Origin of the sequence: Aulosira sp. FACHB-615 (genome assembly GCF_014698045.1) — a bacterium.
Lineage (GTDB): Bacteria > Cyanobacteriota > Cyanobacteriia > Cyanobacteriales > Nostocaceae > Nostoc_B.
In genome coordinates this window covers 219457-235611 of the sequence record NZ_JACJSE010000001.1, presented here as the reverse complement: position 1 = coordinate 235611, position 16155 = coordinate 219457, and the positions used below count along the sequence as shown (strand labels likewise).

At 43.0% G+C, this 16155-nt stretch carries 14 protein-coding genes; 9 read left to right on the top strand and 5 right to left on the bottom strand.

Going from position 1 to position 16155, the window contains the following annotated elements; translation table 11 throughout:
• Positions 1-21: 21 nt before the first annotated feature.
• The gene (glp, locus tag H6G77_RS00960; RefSeq protein WP_190870594.1) at positions 22-1263 is read left to right on the top strand and encodes a gephyrin-like molybdotransferase Glp; all 1242 of its coding nucleotides are present in this window, start codon (positions 22-24) and stop codon (positions 1261-1263) included.
• A 136-nt stretch (positions 1264-1399) separates the two neighbouring features.
• Here glp and H6G77_RS00955 read toward each other — a convergent pair whose 3' ends face one another.
• Both H6G77_RS00955 and H6G77_RS00950 read right to left on the bottom strand, forming a co-directional pair.
• The gene (locus tag H6G77_RS00955) at positions 1400-2425 is read right to left on the bottom strand and encodes an ABC transporter permease (protein ID WP_190673726.1); all 1026 of its coding nucleotides are present in this window, start codon (positions 2423-2425) and stop codon (positions 1400-1402) included.
• 158 nt (positions 2426-2583) lie between these two features.
• A complete protein-coding gene (locus H6G77_RS00950) occupies positions 2584-4236 on the bottom strand; it encodes an ABC transporter substrate-binding protein (RefSeq protein WP_190870593.1) in 1653 nt (550 codons plus the stop codon).
• A 700-nt stretch (positions 4237-4936) separates the two neighbouring features.
• Between H6G77_RS00950 and H6G77_RS00945 the strand changes: the two genes are divergently transcribed.
• The 6 genes from H6G77_RS00945 (at position 4937) to H6G77_RS00920 (ending at position 9819) form a co-directional block, all read left to right on the top strand.
• The gene (locus tag H6G77_RS00945) at positions 4937-5263 is read left to right on the top strand and encodes a hypothetical protein (RefSeq protein WP_190587856.1); all 327 of its coding nucleotides are present in this window, start codon (positions 4937-4939) and stop codon (positions 5261-5263) included.
• Positions 5264-5461: 198 nt separating this feature from the next.
• Entirely contained in the window at positions 5462-5638 is a 177-nt protein-coding gene (locus H6G77_RS00940; RefSeq protein WP_190587855.1) for a hypothetical protein, read from the top strand.
• Between the two features lie 254 nt (positions 5639-5892).
• Positions 5893-7422: a photosystem II chlorophyll-binding protein CP47 gene (psbB, locus tag H6G77_RS00935; RefSeq protein ID WP_190587854.1), complete on the top strand. Its 1530-nt coding sequence runs from the start codon at positions 5893-5895 to the stop codon at positions 7420-7422.
• A 94-nt stretch (positions 7423-7516) separates the two neighbouring features.
• Positions 7517-7621 (top strand): photosystem II reaction center protein T, encoded by a 105-nt coding sequence (locus H6G77_RS00930; protein ID WP_015115729.1) that lies wholly within the window; start codon positions 7517-7519, stop codon positions 7619-7621.
• Between the two features lie 361 nt (positions 7622-7982).
• Positions 7983-9002, top strand: a complete 1020-nt coding sequence (locus H6G77_RS00925) for a 30S ribosomal protein S1 (RefSeq protein ID WP_190587853.1) — start codon at positions 7983-7985, stop codon at positions 9000-9002.
• A gap of 85 nt (positions 9003-9087) precedes the next feature.
• Positions 9088-9819, top strand: a complete 732-nt coding sequence (locus tag H6G77_RS00920; protein ID WP_190587852.1) for an HAD family hydrolase — start codon at positions 9088-9090, stop codon at positions 9817-9819.
• A 325-nt stretch (positions 9820-10144) separates the two neighbouring features.
• Here the strand turns inward: H6G77_RS00920 and H6G77_RS00915 are convergent, their stop codons facing one another.
• A complete protein-coding gene (locus tag H6G77_RS00915; protein ID WP_190587851.1) occupies positions 10145-10537 on the bottom strand; it encodes a pentapeptide repeat-containing protein in 393 nt (130 codons plus the stop codon).
• Positions 10538-10845: 308 nt separating this feature from the next.
• On the opposite strand from H6G77_RS00915, the gene H6G77_RS00910 reads away from it, so the two are divergent.
• Together H6G77_RS00910 and H6G77_RS00905 are read left to right on the top strand one after the other, a co-directional pair.
• Positions 10846-11307, top strand: a complete 462-nt coding sequence (locus tag H6G77_RS00910; protein ID WP_190587850.1) for a hydrogenase maturation protease — start codon at positions 10846-10848, stop codon at positions 11305-11307.
• A 228-nt stretch (positions 11308-11535) separates the two neighbouring features.
• Positions 11536-14376 (top strand): bifunctional acetate--CoA ligase family protein/GNAT family N-acetyltransferase, encoded by a 2841-nt coding sequence (locus H6G77_RS00905; RefSeq protein ID WP_190870731.1) that lies wholly within the window; start codon positions 11536-11538, stop codon positions 14374-14376.
• Between the two features lie 13 nt (positions 14377-14389).
• On the opposite strand, the gene H6G77_RS00900 is transcribed toward H6G77_RS00905, so the two are convergent.
• Positions 14390-15136 carry an isoprenyl transferase gene (locus H6G77_RS00900; protein WP_190870592.1) on the bottom strand — a complete coding sequence of 249 codons (747 nt, stop codon included), beginning with the start codon at positions 15134-15136 and terminating at the stop codon, positions 14390-14392.
• A gap of 28 nt (positions 15137-15164) precedes the next feature.
• Positions 15165-16097: a ferritin-like domain-containing protein gene (locus H6G77_RS00895; RefSeq protein WP_190870591.1), complete on the bottom strand. Its 933-nt coding sequence runs from the start codon at positions 16095-16097 to the stop codon at positions 15165-15167.
• Positions 16098-16155: the final 58 nt, after the last annotated feature.

Genomic DNA, 16155 nt, shown 5'->3' with positions numbered 1-16155 from the left:
GCATTACCGGAGTCTTTCACCATGTTATCAGTTAGCGATGCAGAAGGAATTATTTTAAATTTGGTACAACCGTTAGATGCGGAACACGATATAGAAATTGTAGATTTATTGGTGGCAAGCGATCGCATTTTGGCAAACCCCATCACCAGTCAGCTAGATTTTCCCCATTGGGATAATTCGGCGATGGATGGTTACGCAGTCCGTTACGCAGATGTGCAGCAAGCTAATACCGAAAAACCAGCTATTTTAGAGATTATCGAAGAAATTCCCGCAGGATATCAACCTAAAACCACAATTCAGCCAGGACAAGCAGCGCGAATTTTTACTGGTGCGGTAATTCCAAGCGGTGCGGATACTGTAGTTATGCAAGAAAGGACAAGCCGCGAAGAAAATCGGGTGTTTATTCAAGTCGCACCCCAACCGCAAGAATTTGTCCGCCGCAAAGCATCTTATTACCAAGCCGGAAATCAACTTTTACCCCCAGGAATTCAGTTAAAAGCGCCGGAAGTTGCTGTTTTAGCAGCAACACAATGTCCCCAAGTCAAAGTTTATCGCCGTCCGAAAGTGGCAATTTTTTCAACTGGTGATGAATTAGTCACACCAAATACACCATTACAACCAGGACAAATTGTCGATTCTAATAATTATGCCCTGGCAACTTTAGTTAAAGAAAGTGGTGCAGAGCCTTTATTATTAGGCATTGTGAAAGATAATCCTGTGGCTTTACAAGAAACCATTGCTTACGCCATAGCGAATGCTGATATTGTGCTTTCTTCTGGTGGGGTTTCTGTTGGTGAATATGATTATGTTGATAAAATTCTGGAAGAATTAGGGGCAGAAATTCATATTCGGGCTGTGGAAATGACACCGGGGAAACCATTAACTGTGGCGAATTTTCCTCAGCAAAATTCAGCAATTTATTTTGGTTTACCAGGAAATCCTGTTTCAGCTTTAGTAACTTTTTGGCGATTTGTGCAACCAGCAATTAAAAAATTAGCTGGACTTGCTGAAGGTTGGGAGGCAAAATTTATTAAGGTGCGATCGCGTGATGAATTACGCGCCAATGGTAAACGCGAGACTTATATTTGGGGAAAATTAAATTTAGTTGCTGGTGTTTATGAATTTCACAAAGCTGGCGGTACTCACAATTCTGGCAATTTAATTAACTTAGCTCAAACCAATGCCTTAGCAGTTTTACCAGTAGGTCAAACCTTAATTGCAGCAGGAGGAGAAGTGCAAGTTTTATTAATTGCTGCGGTTTAACTTACAGCATTTTTCGGCTGAATGCAGTACAAGTTGATAGGAGATAGAGGCTAGAGGCTAGGGGCTAGAGGCTAGATAAATGTCTTTTATTGCGATGAAAAACGCTGTATCAGCTTTGATAACCGCCTTTTTCTCCTTAATACCTGATGCGTGGGTCAACGTAAGCATTAATAATATCAATTAAAATGCTTGCCCCAACAACGATCGCACCAAAGAATACCAAGACACCTTGGACTGTGGGATAATCGCGATCGCTGATTGCTTGATATAAGCGATTAGCTAACCCAGGCCAAGAAAATGTTACTTCCGTTAAAATCGCACCACCCAACAACGAGGCAAAGGTCAACCCTAACACCGTAATTACGGGAATTAAGGCATTTTTTAAAGCATGAGAGACTAAAATTTTATTTTCTGCAATGCCTCTGGCTCTAGCTGCTTCTACATAGTCAGCACGCAGAGTTTGTTTTAAATTCACCCGGACAATACGCTCAAAAATTCCACTTAACAAAATGCCCAAAGTCAAACTTGGTAGGGCAAGATGGTGCAAAGAAGCAAAAAACTGCGTCAAATTCCCACTCAACAAACTATCAAAGGTATATAACCCAGTAATTGGTGATGGTGGCGGTAGTGTCGGCGGAAAACGGTTAGAGTTGGGAAACCAACCCAATTGCACAGAAAAAACTAACTGTAACAGCATTCCCGCCCAAAACATTGGTAAAGCATAAGTAATAATCCCAAATAACCGCCCTCCCACATCAAAATAAGTTCCTGGACGAGAAGCGGAAAGCGTACCTACCAAAATCCCAACAATCAAAGCAACTGCCATACTAAATACAGCTAACTCCACTGTCGCCGGAAAATACTGTCCGATGATGTCCCAAACATTTTGTCCGCGACTGGTTAAAGAAGTTCCTAAATCAAACCGCAGTAAGTTGCCTAAATAATTTAAATACTGCAACCAAATAGGCAAATTTAATCCTAATTGCTTGCGTAATTCTTCCTTTGCTGCTTCTGGCGCTCGTCCACCCAAAATCGCATCAGCAGGGTCTCCGGGTGTCGCTCTTAATAATAAAAATACGATAGTAATGATAGTTAAAAGTTGTAATGGTGCTAGGAGCAACCGCGAAACAATGTAATATTGTAGAGCTTTGGAACGGGACATTTTTATAAAGTCTGAATTATGAAGTCTGAAGTCTGACAGTTAAAGGCGTAAGTGTGAATTATGAAGTCTAAAAGGTGAAAGAGAAGAGATGAAGTGTAAAAGCTAAAGCTTGCATAACCGAAAATGCAATTTGTATTTCACACTTCACACTTCATTCCCTATTTTTTGATTGTTTTATAAATCAAATTCTGAGTAGGGTCAAGCTGCACGTTACTAACACCTTTTTGAGCAAATACATAGTCTTTGTTTTGCCACAGGGGAACGTAAGGTACATCATTAAGTACTTGGGTTTGAATTTGAGCAAATATTTTCTCCCGTGCTGCGGGATTTTGTTCTTTGCGTTGTTGGTCGATGAGTTTATTCATGGTTTCGCTATAGTAAAACGAACCTTGAGTTTGACTACCGCCATCTTCACAACCTTTAGCATCAGACCCTTTTTGACAAGCTAAGAAGGGTTGAACATAGTTATCAGGATCTAAAAAGTCAGGATACCAATCAAGCAATGCTGCGGGATATGAACCTTTAGAAATGTCTTTAAAGAAGGTCGGCCCTTCGACTGTGTTGACTTCTAATTGAACGATACCCTCCATTTTAGTATCAGCCAGTGATTTCAGGGTTTGCGCTGCTAAACTACGAGTCGGTGAACTGGAAGGATACCACAGTGGAATTTTGACAGGATTATCTTTAGAGTAGCCAGCTTTAGTTAATAATTCCTTGGCTTGATCAAATTTACCGTCACCATATTTATCTTTAAATAATGGTTGGGAGACATTGAAAGTAGTCGGAATCATACTGTAAAGTGGATCAGCTTGACCGTATAAAACTCGCTCATTTAATAGTTGACGGTCAATAATTGCTGCGATCGCTTGTCTAACTTCTGGTTTATCTAACGGTTTTTGATTGCGATTCAATACCAGATAACTTACCACACTACCTTGAGCCGTAATCGCTTGCCAATCTCCTTTTTTACCACCTTCCTCTAAGCTGCGAATTTGATCAGGTTGTAGTGATAAATAAGCTACATCTACTGCACCTGTCCGAAAGGCATTAAACAAGTTAACTGGACTGGTTTGAATTTGGACATTAACCCCTTGATTTACTGGTTTTTCTCCCCAATATTTATCAAATACATCCATCCGCAGTGAATCTGTACCATACTGCGCTAATTTATAAGGGCCAGTCCCTACAAATGTGTTGGGTTGAAATTTACCAGCACCCAATTGATATGCTTTGGGTGAAACTGCACAAACTCCCGAAAATGCGAGTAAAGAAGGAAATGCTGCAAAGGGTTTTTTGAGTTTAATTGTTAGCTCATTTTCACCTGTCGCGGTGACTGAAGCTACTGTATCAGCTAATAAAAAAGAAGGTTTACCTTTATTTTCAATAAATCGCTTAATACTAAACTCCATTGCTTTGGCGTTGAAGGGTGTGTCATCGTGAAACACAACTCCTTGGCGTAACGGGATAGTGTAAGTTAAACCGTCTTGGCTGACTTTGGGTAAACTTGTCGCCAGTTGGGGTTTAATTTCTGTGCTACCTGCTTCGTAAGTATAAAGGCGATCGCTCATATTAAACACTAAACCCAAAGATGCCAACTCGTAAGCATCGGCTGGATCTAATGTCCTTGGTTTGGCAGTTGTCCCAATAGTAATACGACCATCACCCCCAGGCGTATTGGTATTACTCGATGGCGTGGTATTTGCTTGTGGTCGCGTACCACAACTAATGACTAAAAATAAACACAGACAGAACAGAGAAACGAATTGAGTCAACCGACCCCATCTTCGTATAGAAAAGGGAAACAAAGTCATACCTTTGAAATTTTTTCAATTAGCGGTCAGTAATCATACTATATGTCTGGCAATAATACCCAATTTTTTATAATTCAGGCAGGCTCAAGTTAGCCAATAATACTGAATTTACCCATAAAAACTAAATCTCAAGGTTTTAGCACGATTGTAGGGGTATGAGGGTGTAAGGGTGTAAGTATTCAAAACCCTTACACCCCATACCCTTTCACCCTCACACCCAATCCCCACAGAAAATTTTGATGCGTAAATCCTACATCAATGTAATTTGATATTACAGATGTTAAAAGCATAATTATTGAACTTATATCAAAAAATGTTACAAAAACTCATTTTGTTGCTTCGGTATTTTAAGGTGATATTTTGAACCATTTGAATTTAAAATTCCAGCAACTTTATAAGACAGTCTGTATATGTGAAAATCCGCAAAATTTCAGATTAAATACTGAAATTTATCAACACCATAAAATTGTCTTAAAAGAATAAGATTTTTTCAAATAAAATTTGTTAAGCTGCTCAATTAGCTCTCATCCTTCGCATTTCAAGTTAGCCTTTTAACTGATGAGAGTGCCTCAGACAAAGCATAATCAGGAATCTTGGCATCATAGCTGGATGAGCCAAGCTGCTTTATTTAAAACATCTACTGAGTCAATTTTGTGGGTGTAGATATCAAAATTTATAGTCAAAATAGCGAGATAAAACCGTGAAATATTTTTTTCTTTCGGAAGGATGGAATATTGGTAGAGTGTGGTCATCTGATGGGTTGTGGCAAATCACCGCATGGCGACGGCAACCAGATATTCAGAGGATGAATATTTGTATAGTAGAAAACAATGAATTACTCTGGCTTTATCGTACAGAAGAAGCAGTTTTAACAATAGAAGTTAAACCCTCAACCTCAGAAATTGCCACTCAAACAATCGGTCAAGTAGTACTTAAGCGTCTAATGAGTGCTGAACAGGTAATTGAACGTCTCAATACAGCCGAAGCCAAGTGTCAGCTACAAAACATCCATTTGGTGACACAGTAATTTAACTGAAAGTATTGCCCAAAAACATTCTCTTTTGAGAGTGGGGTTTAGGGGTGTAAGTGGAATAAATGAGCTAAAATCATGCACCCTTACACCCTGAAGCTCTTACACCCATTCTCAAGAGAGAATTTTTGTGCTTAAGTCCTAGAGAATTACGTAAATGAAATTGTGACGGAGATTTGTGAGAAGATAACACAGATGGAATACCGATCGCATCGATTTACCCGCTTGCAAACAATTCCATCAATAGTTACACTTTTTAAAACATTCTCATTTTTGCATGGCGATCGCGTAGACGACTACAAAGCTGCTGCCAACAAGGTTAGCTCGCTCGATTACCCGAATACCAACCCGGTATTTGCCGAGTTCTATTAGAACCAGGGAGAATTTTATGAAAAAATTCTTGGAGAAGACAAGCGATCGCAACCCCAAAAGGTAAAGCAACCGCAGCGTCTAAGTGTTGCCAAAGCCACACAGTCTGTCTTGTAAAGACTGAGCCGTGGTTAAACTCAGAACCCTGGCAATAAAAAAACTCAGAGAATTCTTTAAAAAAGCGGTCTTCGCCAATTTAAAGAACTCAGTAAATAAATTGCTTTGTAAACATAACTCTTCGAGGAGGAGCGTAGTCGATGGGACTACCTTGGTACCGAGTACATACAGTTGTTCTGAACGATCCAGGGCGGCTGATTTCTGTACACTTGATGCACACAGCCCTGGTGGCAGGCTGGGCTGGTTCAATGGCGTTATATGAACTCGCTATTTATGACCCCAGCGACCCTGTTCTCAACCCCATGTGGCGACAAGGGATGTTCGTGCTGCCCTTCATGGCACGTCTAGGTGTTACCCAATCTTGGGGCGGCTGGAGCGTCACTGGTGGCCCTGCTACCGACCCTGGTTTTTGGTCTTTTGAAGGTGTAGCTGCTGCTCACATCGTACTTTCTGGTTTATTATTCTTAGCCGCAGTTTGGCACTGGGTTTACTGGGATTTGGAACTCTTTAGAGATCCTCGGACTGGTGAACCAGCACTAGACTTGCCAAAAATGTTTGGTATTCACCTGTTCTTATCTGGTTTACTTTGCTTTGGCTTTGGTGCATTCCACCTCACCGGACTTTACGGCCCTGGGATGTGGATCTCTGACGCTTATGGAGTCACAGGTAGCATCCAGCCAGTAGCACCAGAATGGGGGCCAGATGGCTTTAACCCCTTTAACCCTGGTGGTATTGTGGCTCACCACATCGCCGCAGGTGTAGTTGGTATTATTGCTGGTTTATTCCACCTCACAGTTAGACCACCCGAAAGGTTATACAAAGCCCTAAGGATGGGTAACATTGAAACCGTACTTTCCAGCAGTATTGCGGCGGTATTCTTCTCGGCTTTCGTTGTGGCTGGTACCATGTGGTACGGTAGCGCAACCACCCCCATCGAACTGTTTGGCCCTACCCGTTACCAATGGGATCAAGGCTACTTCCGTCAAGAAATTAACCGTCGTGTACAAGCCAGCGTTGCTGGTGGTTCAAGCTTGTCTGAAGCTTGGTCACAAATTCCTGAAAAACTGGCATTCTACGATTACGTTGGTAATAGCCCCGCCAAAGGTGGTTTGTTCCGTACAGGCCCTATGGTTAAGGGTGATGGTATTGCTCAGTCTTGGCAAGGTCACGCAGTATTCACAGATGCTGAAGGTAGAGAACTGACTGTCCGTCGTCTACCTAACTTCTTTGAAACCTTCCCCGTAATTTTGACCGACAGCGATGGTGTTGTCCGTGCTGACATTCCTTTCCGTCGGGCAGAATCTAAATATAGCTTTGAACAAACTGGTGTCACCGTTAGCTTCTATGGTGGTGACTTAGACGGTAAGACCTTCACAGATCCTGCTGATGTGAAGAAATATGCTCGTAAAGCTCAAGGCGGCGAAATCTTTGAATTTGACCGCGAAACCTTGAACTCTGACGGGGTATTCCGTACCAGTCCTAGAGGTTGGTTTACCTTTGGACACGCAGTATTCGCTTTACTGTTCTTCTTCGGTCACTTGTGGCACGGCGCTCGGACAATCTACCGAGACGTATTTGCTGGTGTAGAAGCCGACCTAGAAGAGCAAGTCGAATGGGGTCTGTTCCAGAAAGTGGGTGATAAATCAACCCGCCGTAAGGAAGCCCTCTAATTATTTAGTGCTGAGTAATGAGTAATGAGTTCTGAGTAAAATCCTGAACTTAGCACTCGGAACTCAGCACTCAGAACTTTAAGGAGCTTTTGAAATGGAAAGCGTTGCATACATTTTAATTTTTACTTTGTGCATAGGCGTTCTGTTTTTTGCGATCGCCTTCCGCGAACCTCCCCGCATTGAGAAAAAAGACGAGTAGTAGGTTACTATTACCAAGCTTTCAACACAAAATATCCGCCGTTAGCTATAACGGCGGATATTTTAATGAATATTTAGAAGGGTATCAGGGTTTTGATCACATACACCCCTTCACCCTCAAACCCTTGATTTCCAAACCCTTGATTTTTAGTTTTGCTGCCTAAATCCTACTTATGGCTGATAGCCAAATGCCATTGTCTATATGATATAATCTTCTATCTGGAAGTTGATATGTGTTAACACTAGCTTTCTACGCTAGGATTAATAAGGGACGTAAGCGTATACTGGTCTTCAGTGGCTTACACAGGCATTATCATTATGTCACAAAACTTTACGGAGACTAGAACCAGGAACAAATCAGCATGGTCAATCAGAACATAACCGCTACAGAAATTGGATTTACTCACGAAGATTTCGCTGCTCTACTTGACAAATACGACTATCACTTTAGCCCTGGAGATATTGTACCAGGAACGGTTTTCAGTATAGAGCCGCGCGGCGCTCTGATTGACATCGGTGCTAAAACAGCAGCATATATCCCCATACAAGAAATGTCTATCAACCGGGTAGATGCCCCGGAAGAAGTTTTACAATCAAACGAAACACGGGAATTTTTCATCCTCACCGATGAAAACGAAGATGGTCAGTTGACCCTTTCGATTCGCCGTATTGAATATATGCGGGCTTGGGAGCGTGTACGTCAGTTGCAAGCTGAAGATGCAACTGTTCGTTCTGGTGTATTTGCGACAAACCGTGGTGGTGCATTAGTACGGATTGAGGGATTACGTGGATTTATCCCTGGTTCCCACATTAGTACCCGCAAACCCAAAGAAGAATTAGTGGGTGAAGAACTCCCCTTGAAGTTCTTAGAAGTAGACGAAGAACGTAACCGCCTAGTTTTATCTCATCGTCGGGCGCTGGTTGAACGTAAGATGAACCGCCTCGAAGTTGGCGAAGTAGTAATTGGTACAGTTCGCGGTATCAAGCCTTACGGTGCTTTCATCGACATCGGTGGTGTCAGTGGCTTGTTACACATCTCGGAAATTTCTCACGAACATATCGATACACCTCACAGTGTGTTCAATGTCAATGATGAAGTGAAAGTGATGATCATTGATTTGGATGCTGAAAGAGGACGGATTTCTCTGTCTACCAAACAGTTAGAACCAGAACCCGGTGATATGATTAAAAACCGTGATTTGGTTTACGATAAAGCTGAAGAAATGGCAGCTAAATATCGTGAGCAACTGTTAGCTAAACAACAAGGTATCACTGCACCTCCGACTGAGGAAGCTGTAGCTGAAGAAGAGATTCCAGCAGCTATTGAAGAAGAAATTCCCGTAGCTATTGAAGAAGAAATTCCCGTAGCTATTGAAGAGTAAGATTAATAGATAATTGCATTCAATTTTGAAAAAAGAGGGATATCCCCTCTTTTTTTATGACATTTTTTAACCGGGGTGAAAAATTTTGGCAACTATTCAATGTAAAAATATTACTTTTGATAATATTCAGGCGATTTTTTTTGACAAAAACGGTACTTTAGAAGACTCAGAAGTTTATTTGCGATCGCTGGGACAAAAAGCAGCCAGAATTATCGATGCTCAATTTCCGGGAATTGGCGAACCTTTATTAATGGCTTACGGTATTGATAGTAATTCCCTCGATCTGGCTGGTTTAATGGCGGTAGGTAGTCGTCGTGAAACTGAAATCGCTACAGCCGCCTATATTGCTGAAACTGGTAGAGGATGGTTTGAATCTCTTAAAATTGCCCGTCAAAGTTTCCAAGAAGCCGAAAAATATCTCGAAGCATCCCCCGCACCCCTGTTACCAGGGAGTTTGGAGTTATTACAGTCTCTATCTGCGGCTGGACTGAAACTGGGGATCATCTCAGCAGCTACTACAGCAAAAATACAAGCCTTTGCCACTCGGTACAATTTGGGTGATTATCTTCAAGCGCAAATTGGTGTGGATGATGGCCCTGGTAAACCAGATCCAACTTTGTTTTTACAAGCTTGTGAAGTGGTAGGAGTAGAACCAAGCGCCGCACTCATGGTTGGCGATGCGGTTGGCGATATGCTTATGGCAAAAAACGCCAAAGCCGCAGGGTGTATTGGGATCACATGGATTGGTCAATCAGATCATGTCCAAGGTGCGGATGTGGTGATTAATCAACTGAGTGAAATTAAAGTTTTAGAGTAAAGTGCTGAGTGCTGAGTGCTGTAAACTGCGATCAACCTTCTTTTAGTAAGCTGATCGAGCATTGAGCGGAGTCGAAATGCGTCTTCTATGTGTATCCACCTACTTATAACTCAATACGGTTCAGTTGAGGTGATGAGAGTTGATTTCTCAATTTCTGCTCTACCTATCAGACAATGAGCAAGATTTGGGGGATTCTCCCCCACGCCCCCGATTGGGGGACGGTTGCGTCCCCCAATCCCCCTCCAAAATCATTTTTTCGTTTTTTGTTGAGTTATCATTCGCTGGTTTTGTTGTAATTGAGTTTTCTTATCTGAACCGTATTGACTTAAAACTCTGATTTGATTTGAACTCCTGCCTGAACCGGGTCGAAATTTGGGGGAAAATGGGTGTTGCGATCGCAGTCTGCCTTGTCTAGCTTTGTACCTTGAAGATTGGCTTGGCGGAGATTGGCTGACATTAATAAAGCACCCCGCAAGTCTGCATCTGTGAGGTCAGCTTGGGAAAGATCGGAATAACTCAGGTCACTTCCCCGAAGATTTGCGCCTCGTAGATTAGCTGTACTTAAGTCCGCGTAACTCAAGTCAGACCCTTTGAGATTAACACCTTGTAAGTCAGCATCAGCAAGTTCCGCCCTCTCAAAATCCCGTTGTCCCTCAGCATACTTTTCTAAAAGAGTAGCCACCGCATTAATTGGCTGTTGATAATTGACTTCAGACATAAAACAGCCTCAAAGATTGTTGATTCAAATTCATCATAAAACTGCTGATGCCAAAAATCACCAGAGGAATTGCATCAATTTATCAAATTATAGTAATAGTAATTTACAAGAATATTCTCTATCCTCACAAGTTCCTCAAATTTTTTTTATAAGTTCAAAAATAAACAATCATCGCCTTTCCTCATCTGTTGAGGTGCAAATTTATCTGTGTCCATCCGCATTCCTCTGCGGTTAGTTTTTTATTTTCATCACATTGTAAATTGACAAATTTATCATTAATTTTGAGTGCATTAAAGCAAACGAAAAAAATGAATGCAACCGTCATGGTGATTGGTTATGGTAATGACTTGCGGAGTGATGATGGCATTGGTCAAAGAATTGCTGATGAAATTGCCTCTTGGCATTTATCGGCGGTGAAATCCTTAGCAGTCCACCAACTGACACCCGAATTAGCTGATGCTTTAGCAAATGCAGAATTAGCAATTTTTGTGGATGCTTATGTACCTTCAGAATCTTTTGATGTCCAGGTACAATCGCTTTCACCTGCTGTTGATCATCCGATCGCCGGACATACCGCCGATCCCCAATCACTGTTAGCCTTGACTAGAACTCTTTACGGCCATTGTCCGCCTGCTTTGTGGGTGACAGTTCCCGCAGTTAACTTTGAATTTGGCGATCGCTTTTCAGAAGTCACCGAAACCGGCAAAGCGATCGCCCTCGGCAAAATTATGCAAATCTTAGACAAGTTTAAAAATTTCTGGATGAAATGAACCAGATGTGGAACTCAAGCATAGACTGAAAGCAAAATGTCTAATATGGACAGGGAATAGGGAATAGGAAAGAAGCTTTGTCTAAATGTAATGACTTTTTACCACATCAAATCATACTCCCATACCAAAATTGCTTTCAAGAATACTATTCCCACTCACCACTCCCTACTCCCTACTCCCACCCCAATTTACTTACAACTCAGCACTCAGCACTCTCAAGGAGGATTAATGCAGAAATCTCTCAAGCCCACAAGCGATCGCGCCTTTGATATCTTGCAGGCAGAGAAGCTTAATCCCCTTGATGCCATCTTTGCACCCAAAACTGTAGCAGTGATTGGTGCTAGTGAAACACCAGGGAGTGTGGGACGCACTCTCTTGTGGAATTTAATTACAAATCCCTTTGGTGGGACTGTGTTTCCCGTCAATCCCAAACGCCATAGTGTATTGGGAATCAAAGCCTATCCGAAAATTGCCGATATCCCCGAAGCTGTAGATTTAGCGGTCATTGCTACACCAGCACCAACAGTTCCGGGGATTATTGCTGAATGTGTTGCTGCTGGGGTAAAAAGTGCGATCGTCATTTCTGCTGGTTTTAAAGAAGCTGGTGCGGCTGGTATCGCTTTAGAACAGCAAATTCTCGCCCAAGCCCGTCGCGGTAACATTCGCATCATCGGCCCGAACTGCTTAGGCGTGATGAGTCCCCTGAGTGGGTTAAATGCTACCTTTGCCAGTGCAATGGCGCGTCCGGGCAATGTTGGCTTTATTAGTCAAAGTGGGGCTTTATGTACGGCGATTCTAGATTGGAGTTTTCAAGAAAACGTCGGTTTTAGTGCCTTCGTGTCCATCGGTTCGATGTTGGATGTGGGCTGGGGTGACTTGATTTACTATCTCGGTGATGACCCCCGCACCAAAAGTATTGTGATTTACATGGAATCTATTGGGGATGCGCGGTCTTTTATTTCTGCGGCGCGAGAAGTTGCCCTCACCAAACCGATTATTGTGATTAAAGCGGGACGCACAGAAGCAGCCGCCAAAGCCGCAGCATCTCATACAGGGGCTTTAGCTGGGAGTGATGCGGTATTAGATGCAGCTTTCCGACGTTGTGGGGTGTTGCGGGTGAATAGTATTTCTGACTTATTTGATGTGGCGGAAGTGTTGGCAAAACAGCCACGTCCCAAGGGGCCAAGGTTGACCATTTTAACGAATGCAGGCGGGCCAGGAGTTTTGGCGACCGATGCGTTGATTGAAGCAGGTGGGGAATTGGCGACAATTTCACCAGATGCGATCGCAGCTTTTGATAAAATACTCCCGACTCATTGGAGTCATAACAACCCGATTGATATTTTGGGGGATGCTGACCCCCAACGTTATACCCAAGCTTTAGAAATAGCAGCCACAGATCCTAATAGTGACGGCTTGTTGGTTATTCTCACACCCCAAGCCATGACCGACCCCACCCAAACTGCGGAACAATTGAAACCCTACGCCCAAATTCCTGGTAAACCAATTCTTGCCAGTTGGATGGGTGGTGCAGAAGTCACCGCCGGCGAAACAATTTTAAACCGTCAATCTATTCCGACTTATCGCTATCCAGATACAGCAACCCGCATATTTAGTTATATGTGGCAATCTAGCTATAACCTGCGGGGTATCTATGAAACTCCCGTTTTACCCACAGTTGATCCCCAATCAGGGATACCAGACCGCAACTTAGTTGCAAAAATTATCGCCTCTGCGCGTCAAGATGGGCGAACCATTCTCACCGAGTTTGAATCAAAGCAAATATTAGCAGCTTACGGCATCCCTGTTGTAGAAACCTGCGTAGCGACAAGTGAAGATGAGGCGGTGAAATGTGCTGAAAGTATTGGTTATCCCGTAGTTGTCAAACTGTATTCTCATGTAATTACCCATAAAACCGATGTCGGCGGTGTGCAGTTAAATCTGCGGGATGCAGAAGCAGTTAGACAAGCCTATCGCACCATCAAATCCTCCGTTGAAGAAAAAATAGCCAAAGACCCCCACTACTCAGCACTCAGCACTCAGCACTCAGCACTTTTTTTAGGCGTAACAGTACAGCCAATGGTGAAAACCGATGGTTACGAATTGATTATTGGTAGTAGCCTTGATCCCCAATTCGGGCCAGTGTTGTTGTTTGGTGCAGGGGGACAGCTAGTAGAAGTATTTCAGGATCGAGCGATCGCCCTACCTCCCCTAAACACAACTTTAGCCCGCCGGATGATGGAACACACCAAAATTTACAAAGCCCTCAAAGGCGTGCGGGGAAGGCAAAGTGTAGATATGGCAGCCCTAGAACAATTGATGGTTGCATTTAGCCAACTGGTAGTAGAACAACCTTGGATTAAAGAAATTGACATCAACCCCTTGCTGGCTTCGCCAATGGCAAGAAATGGAAATAATTCTCCCCTACTCCCTACTCCCCACTCCCCACTCCCTTTATTAATCGCTTTAGATGGCCGTGTTCTCCTCCAACCACCAGATATTACAGAAGAACAACTACCCAAATTAGCCATTCGTCCCTATCCCACCCAATACATCGACAACTGGACAACGAAAAATGGGATGTCAGTTACCATCCGTCCCATTCGTCCAGAAGATGAGCCGTTAATGGTACAGTTTCACCAAACCCTTTCCGAAGAAAGCGTTTATTTTCGGTACTTTCATCTGATTAAATTGAGTAAACGCATCACTCACGAACGCCTCACCCGGATTTGCTTTATTGATTATGACCGGGAAATGGCACTGGTAGCAGAACATCAAGACCCCGAAACCGGAATGCGGCAAATTTTAGCAGTTGGGCGATTGAGTAAACTGCACGGTACAGATGCGGCGGAATTTGCGATGATTGTGAGCGATCGCTATCAGTGTCAAGGTTTAGGTACAGAACTTGTTAGGCGCTTACTGCAAGTTGGTCGTCAAGAACACATCGGTCGAGTTACAGCCAATATCCTATCTGATAATTACGGAATGCAGCGAGTTTGTGAAAAATTAGGCTTTCATCTGCAACCCACCAGCGACCCCACTGTGATGCAAGCGGAAATTGCTTTGTGAACATACTTTGATGTTAAGCTGAACAGACAGTTTTAATTTGACCGAAACGGCGATCGCGTTTTTGGTAACTTAACAAAGCTTGATGAAATGCTTCGCGGTCAAAATCAGGCCAGAGAACATCAGTAAAGTACATTTCTGTATAGGCCATTTGCCACAACAAAAAATTACTCAACCGCATTTCTGCACTAGTCCGAATTAGTAAATCTGGTGCTGGTGTAGCTGCGGTGTAAAGATATTGTTCTACAAGGTTTTCATTAATTGCGTCTAGGCTGATTTCACCTTGTTGCACCAATTGGGCTATGTGGTGACAGGCTTGAGTAATTTCGTGACGACTACCATAATTCACTGCCACATTAAAATGAATAACTTGGTTATTCATTGTTTCTGTCATTGAACGTTGCATTTCGGCTTGCAGAGATACAGGCAAAACTGATAAATCACCAATAAAAGAAATTTTCACCCCTTCTTGCTGCATCTGGGCTAACTCGCTGCGGAGAAAGCGTTCAAATAAAAGCATCAGAAAATCTACTTCTTCAATGGGACGTTGCCAATTTTCTGTAGAGAATGCGTAGGCTGTGAGAACTTTGATTCCCCAATCTTTACAACAGCGTAATAGTTGTTTGAGAGTTATTGCACCTTGGCGATGTCCAGCGATGCGCGGTAGTCCGCGACTAGTCGCCCATCTACCATTCCCATCCATAATTACAGCGATATGTTGGGGGATTTTTTCGGGGTTGAGGTCTAAAGGTAGGGATTTCATGATGGTTTTGCTAAATAAAAGGAGAGTTTCAAGATGCCAATATGTTTTGTAAATACTCTGGAGTCAGGCTGTTGTGCCACTTCCAGAGACGGTGCATCGTATAGGAGAAGGTGAAGAGTAGGGTGGCTTTATTGGTGGGTGTCCAGGCGTTCCAGTTGAGTGTATTCATCATCCGGCGTAGAGTACGCATCAAGTTATTGCGTTCGTAGCTTTGCGAACGGGTTTTGATGAGGGTTGTGGTGATGCGGATGAATCCTGTATCGGGAAAAGTCCAGACTCCGAAGCCCCAAAATTTAGTCATGTGGTTGATTTCATCCTTGGCGAGTTCTTCCAGCACATCTTGGAGTGCGCCTGTTGTGTGAGCCATCAACCACAAGTAAAGACAAGTTGCACCATATTCTGTAGCGACGCGGTGTAAGCCGTGGCGATATAAATCTTCGTGCGGATCATCTGTAGGGATATAGCCTCTAACGATGCGGTGTTTGGGGATGATTTTTTCACCTGTTAATTGGGTGTAAACCTTGATTAATGCGGGTGTATGTTGGCGTTCTTCTTTTTCCCACAGGCCAATTTCTTGCAGTTCACCAGTTTCATTGACTGTTCCACCCACAAACCGCCCCATCTGGGGATGTAATTTCTCTAAATATTGGCGACTGGTTTGGGTATAACCGCGAATTGGTGCTTCTGTATCCATTGCACCTATCAAAATGGATAAAAATACTTCTGGTTTGATGCCAATAATTTGACTATGGTTAATAGCTTGCCAGTCAATTGGCTTCCAAGGACGCGCTTGGGGATGAGTAAATTGTCTGGGTAAATCTTCTAAGCGTTCCTGTAGCTGTTCGTCCGCTACATAGTTATCTATCAGTGAAGCAAGACGCTGCTGTATTTGCCAATAGTTAGGCACAGTATAGCTTTTGCCAGCCAAATCTGCTGCTAATGGGCTGGTAGTCTGAACCATATTATGATGTTTTCAACTCTACGCCCAATAGCCTAAGCGATCGCACTTTATTTTGTCA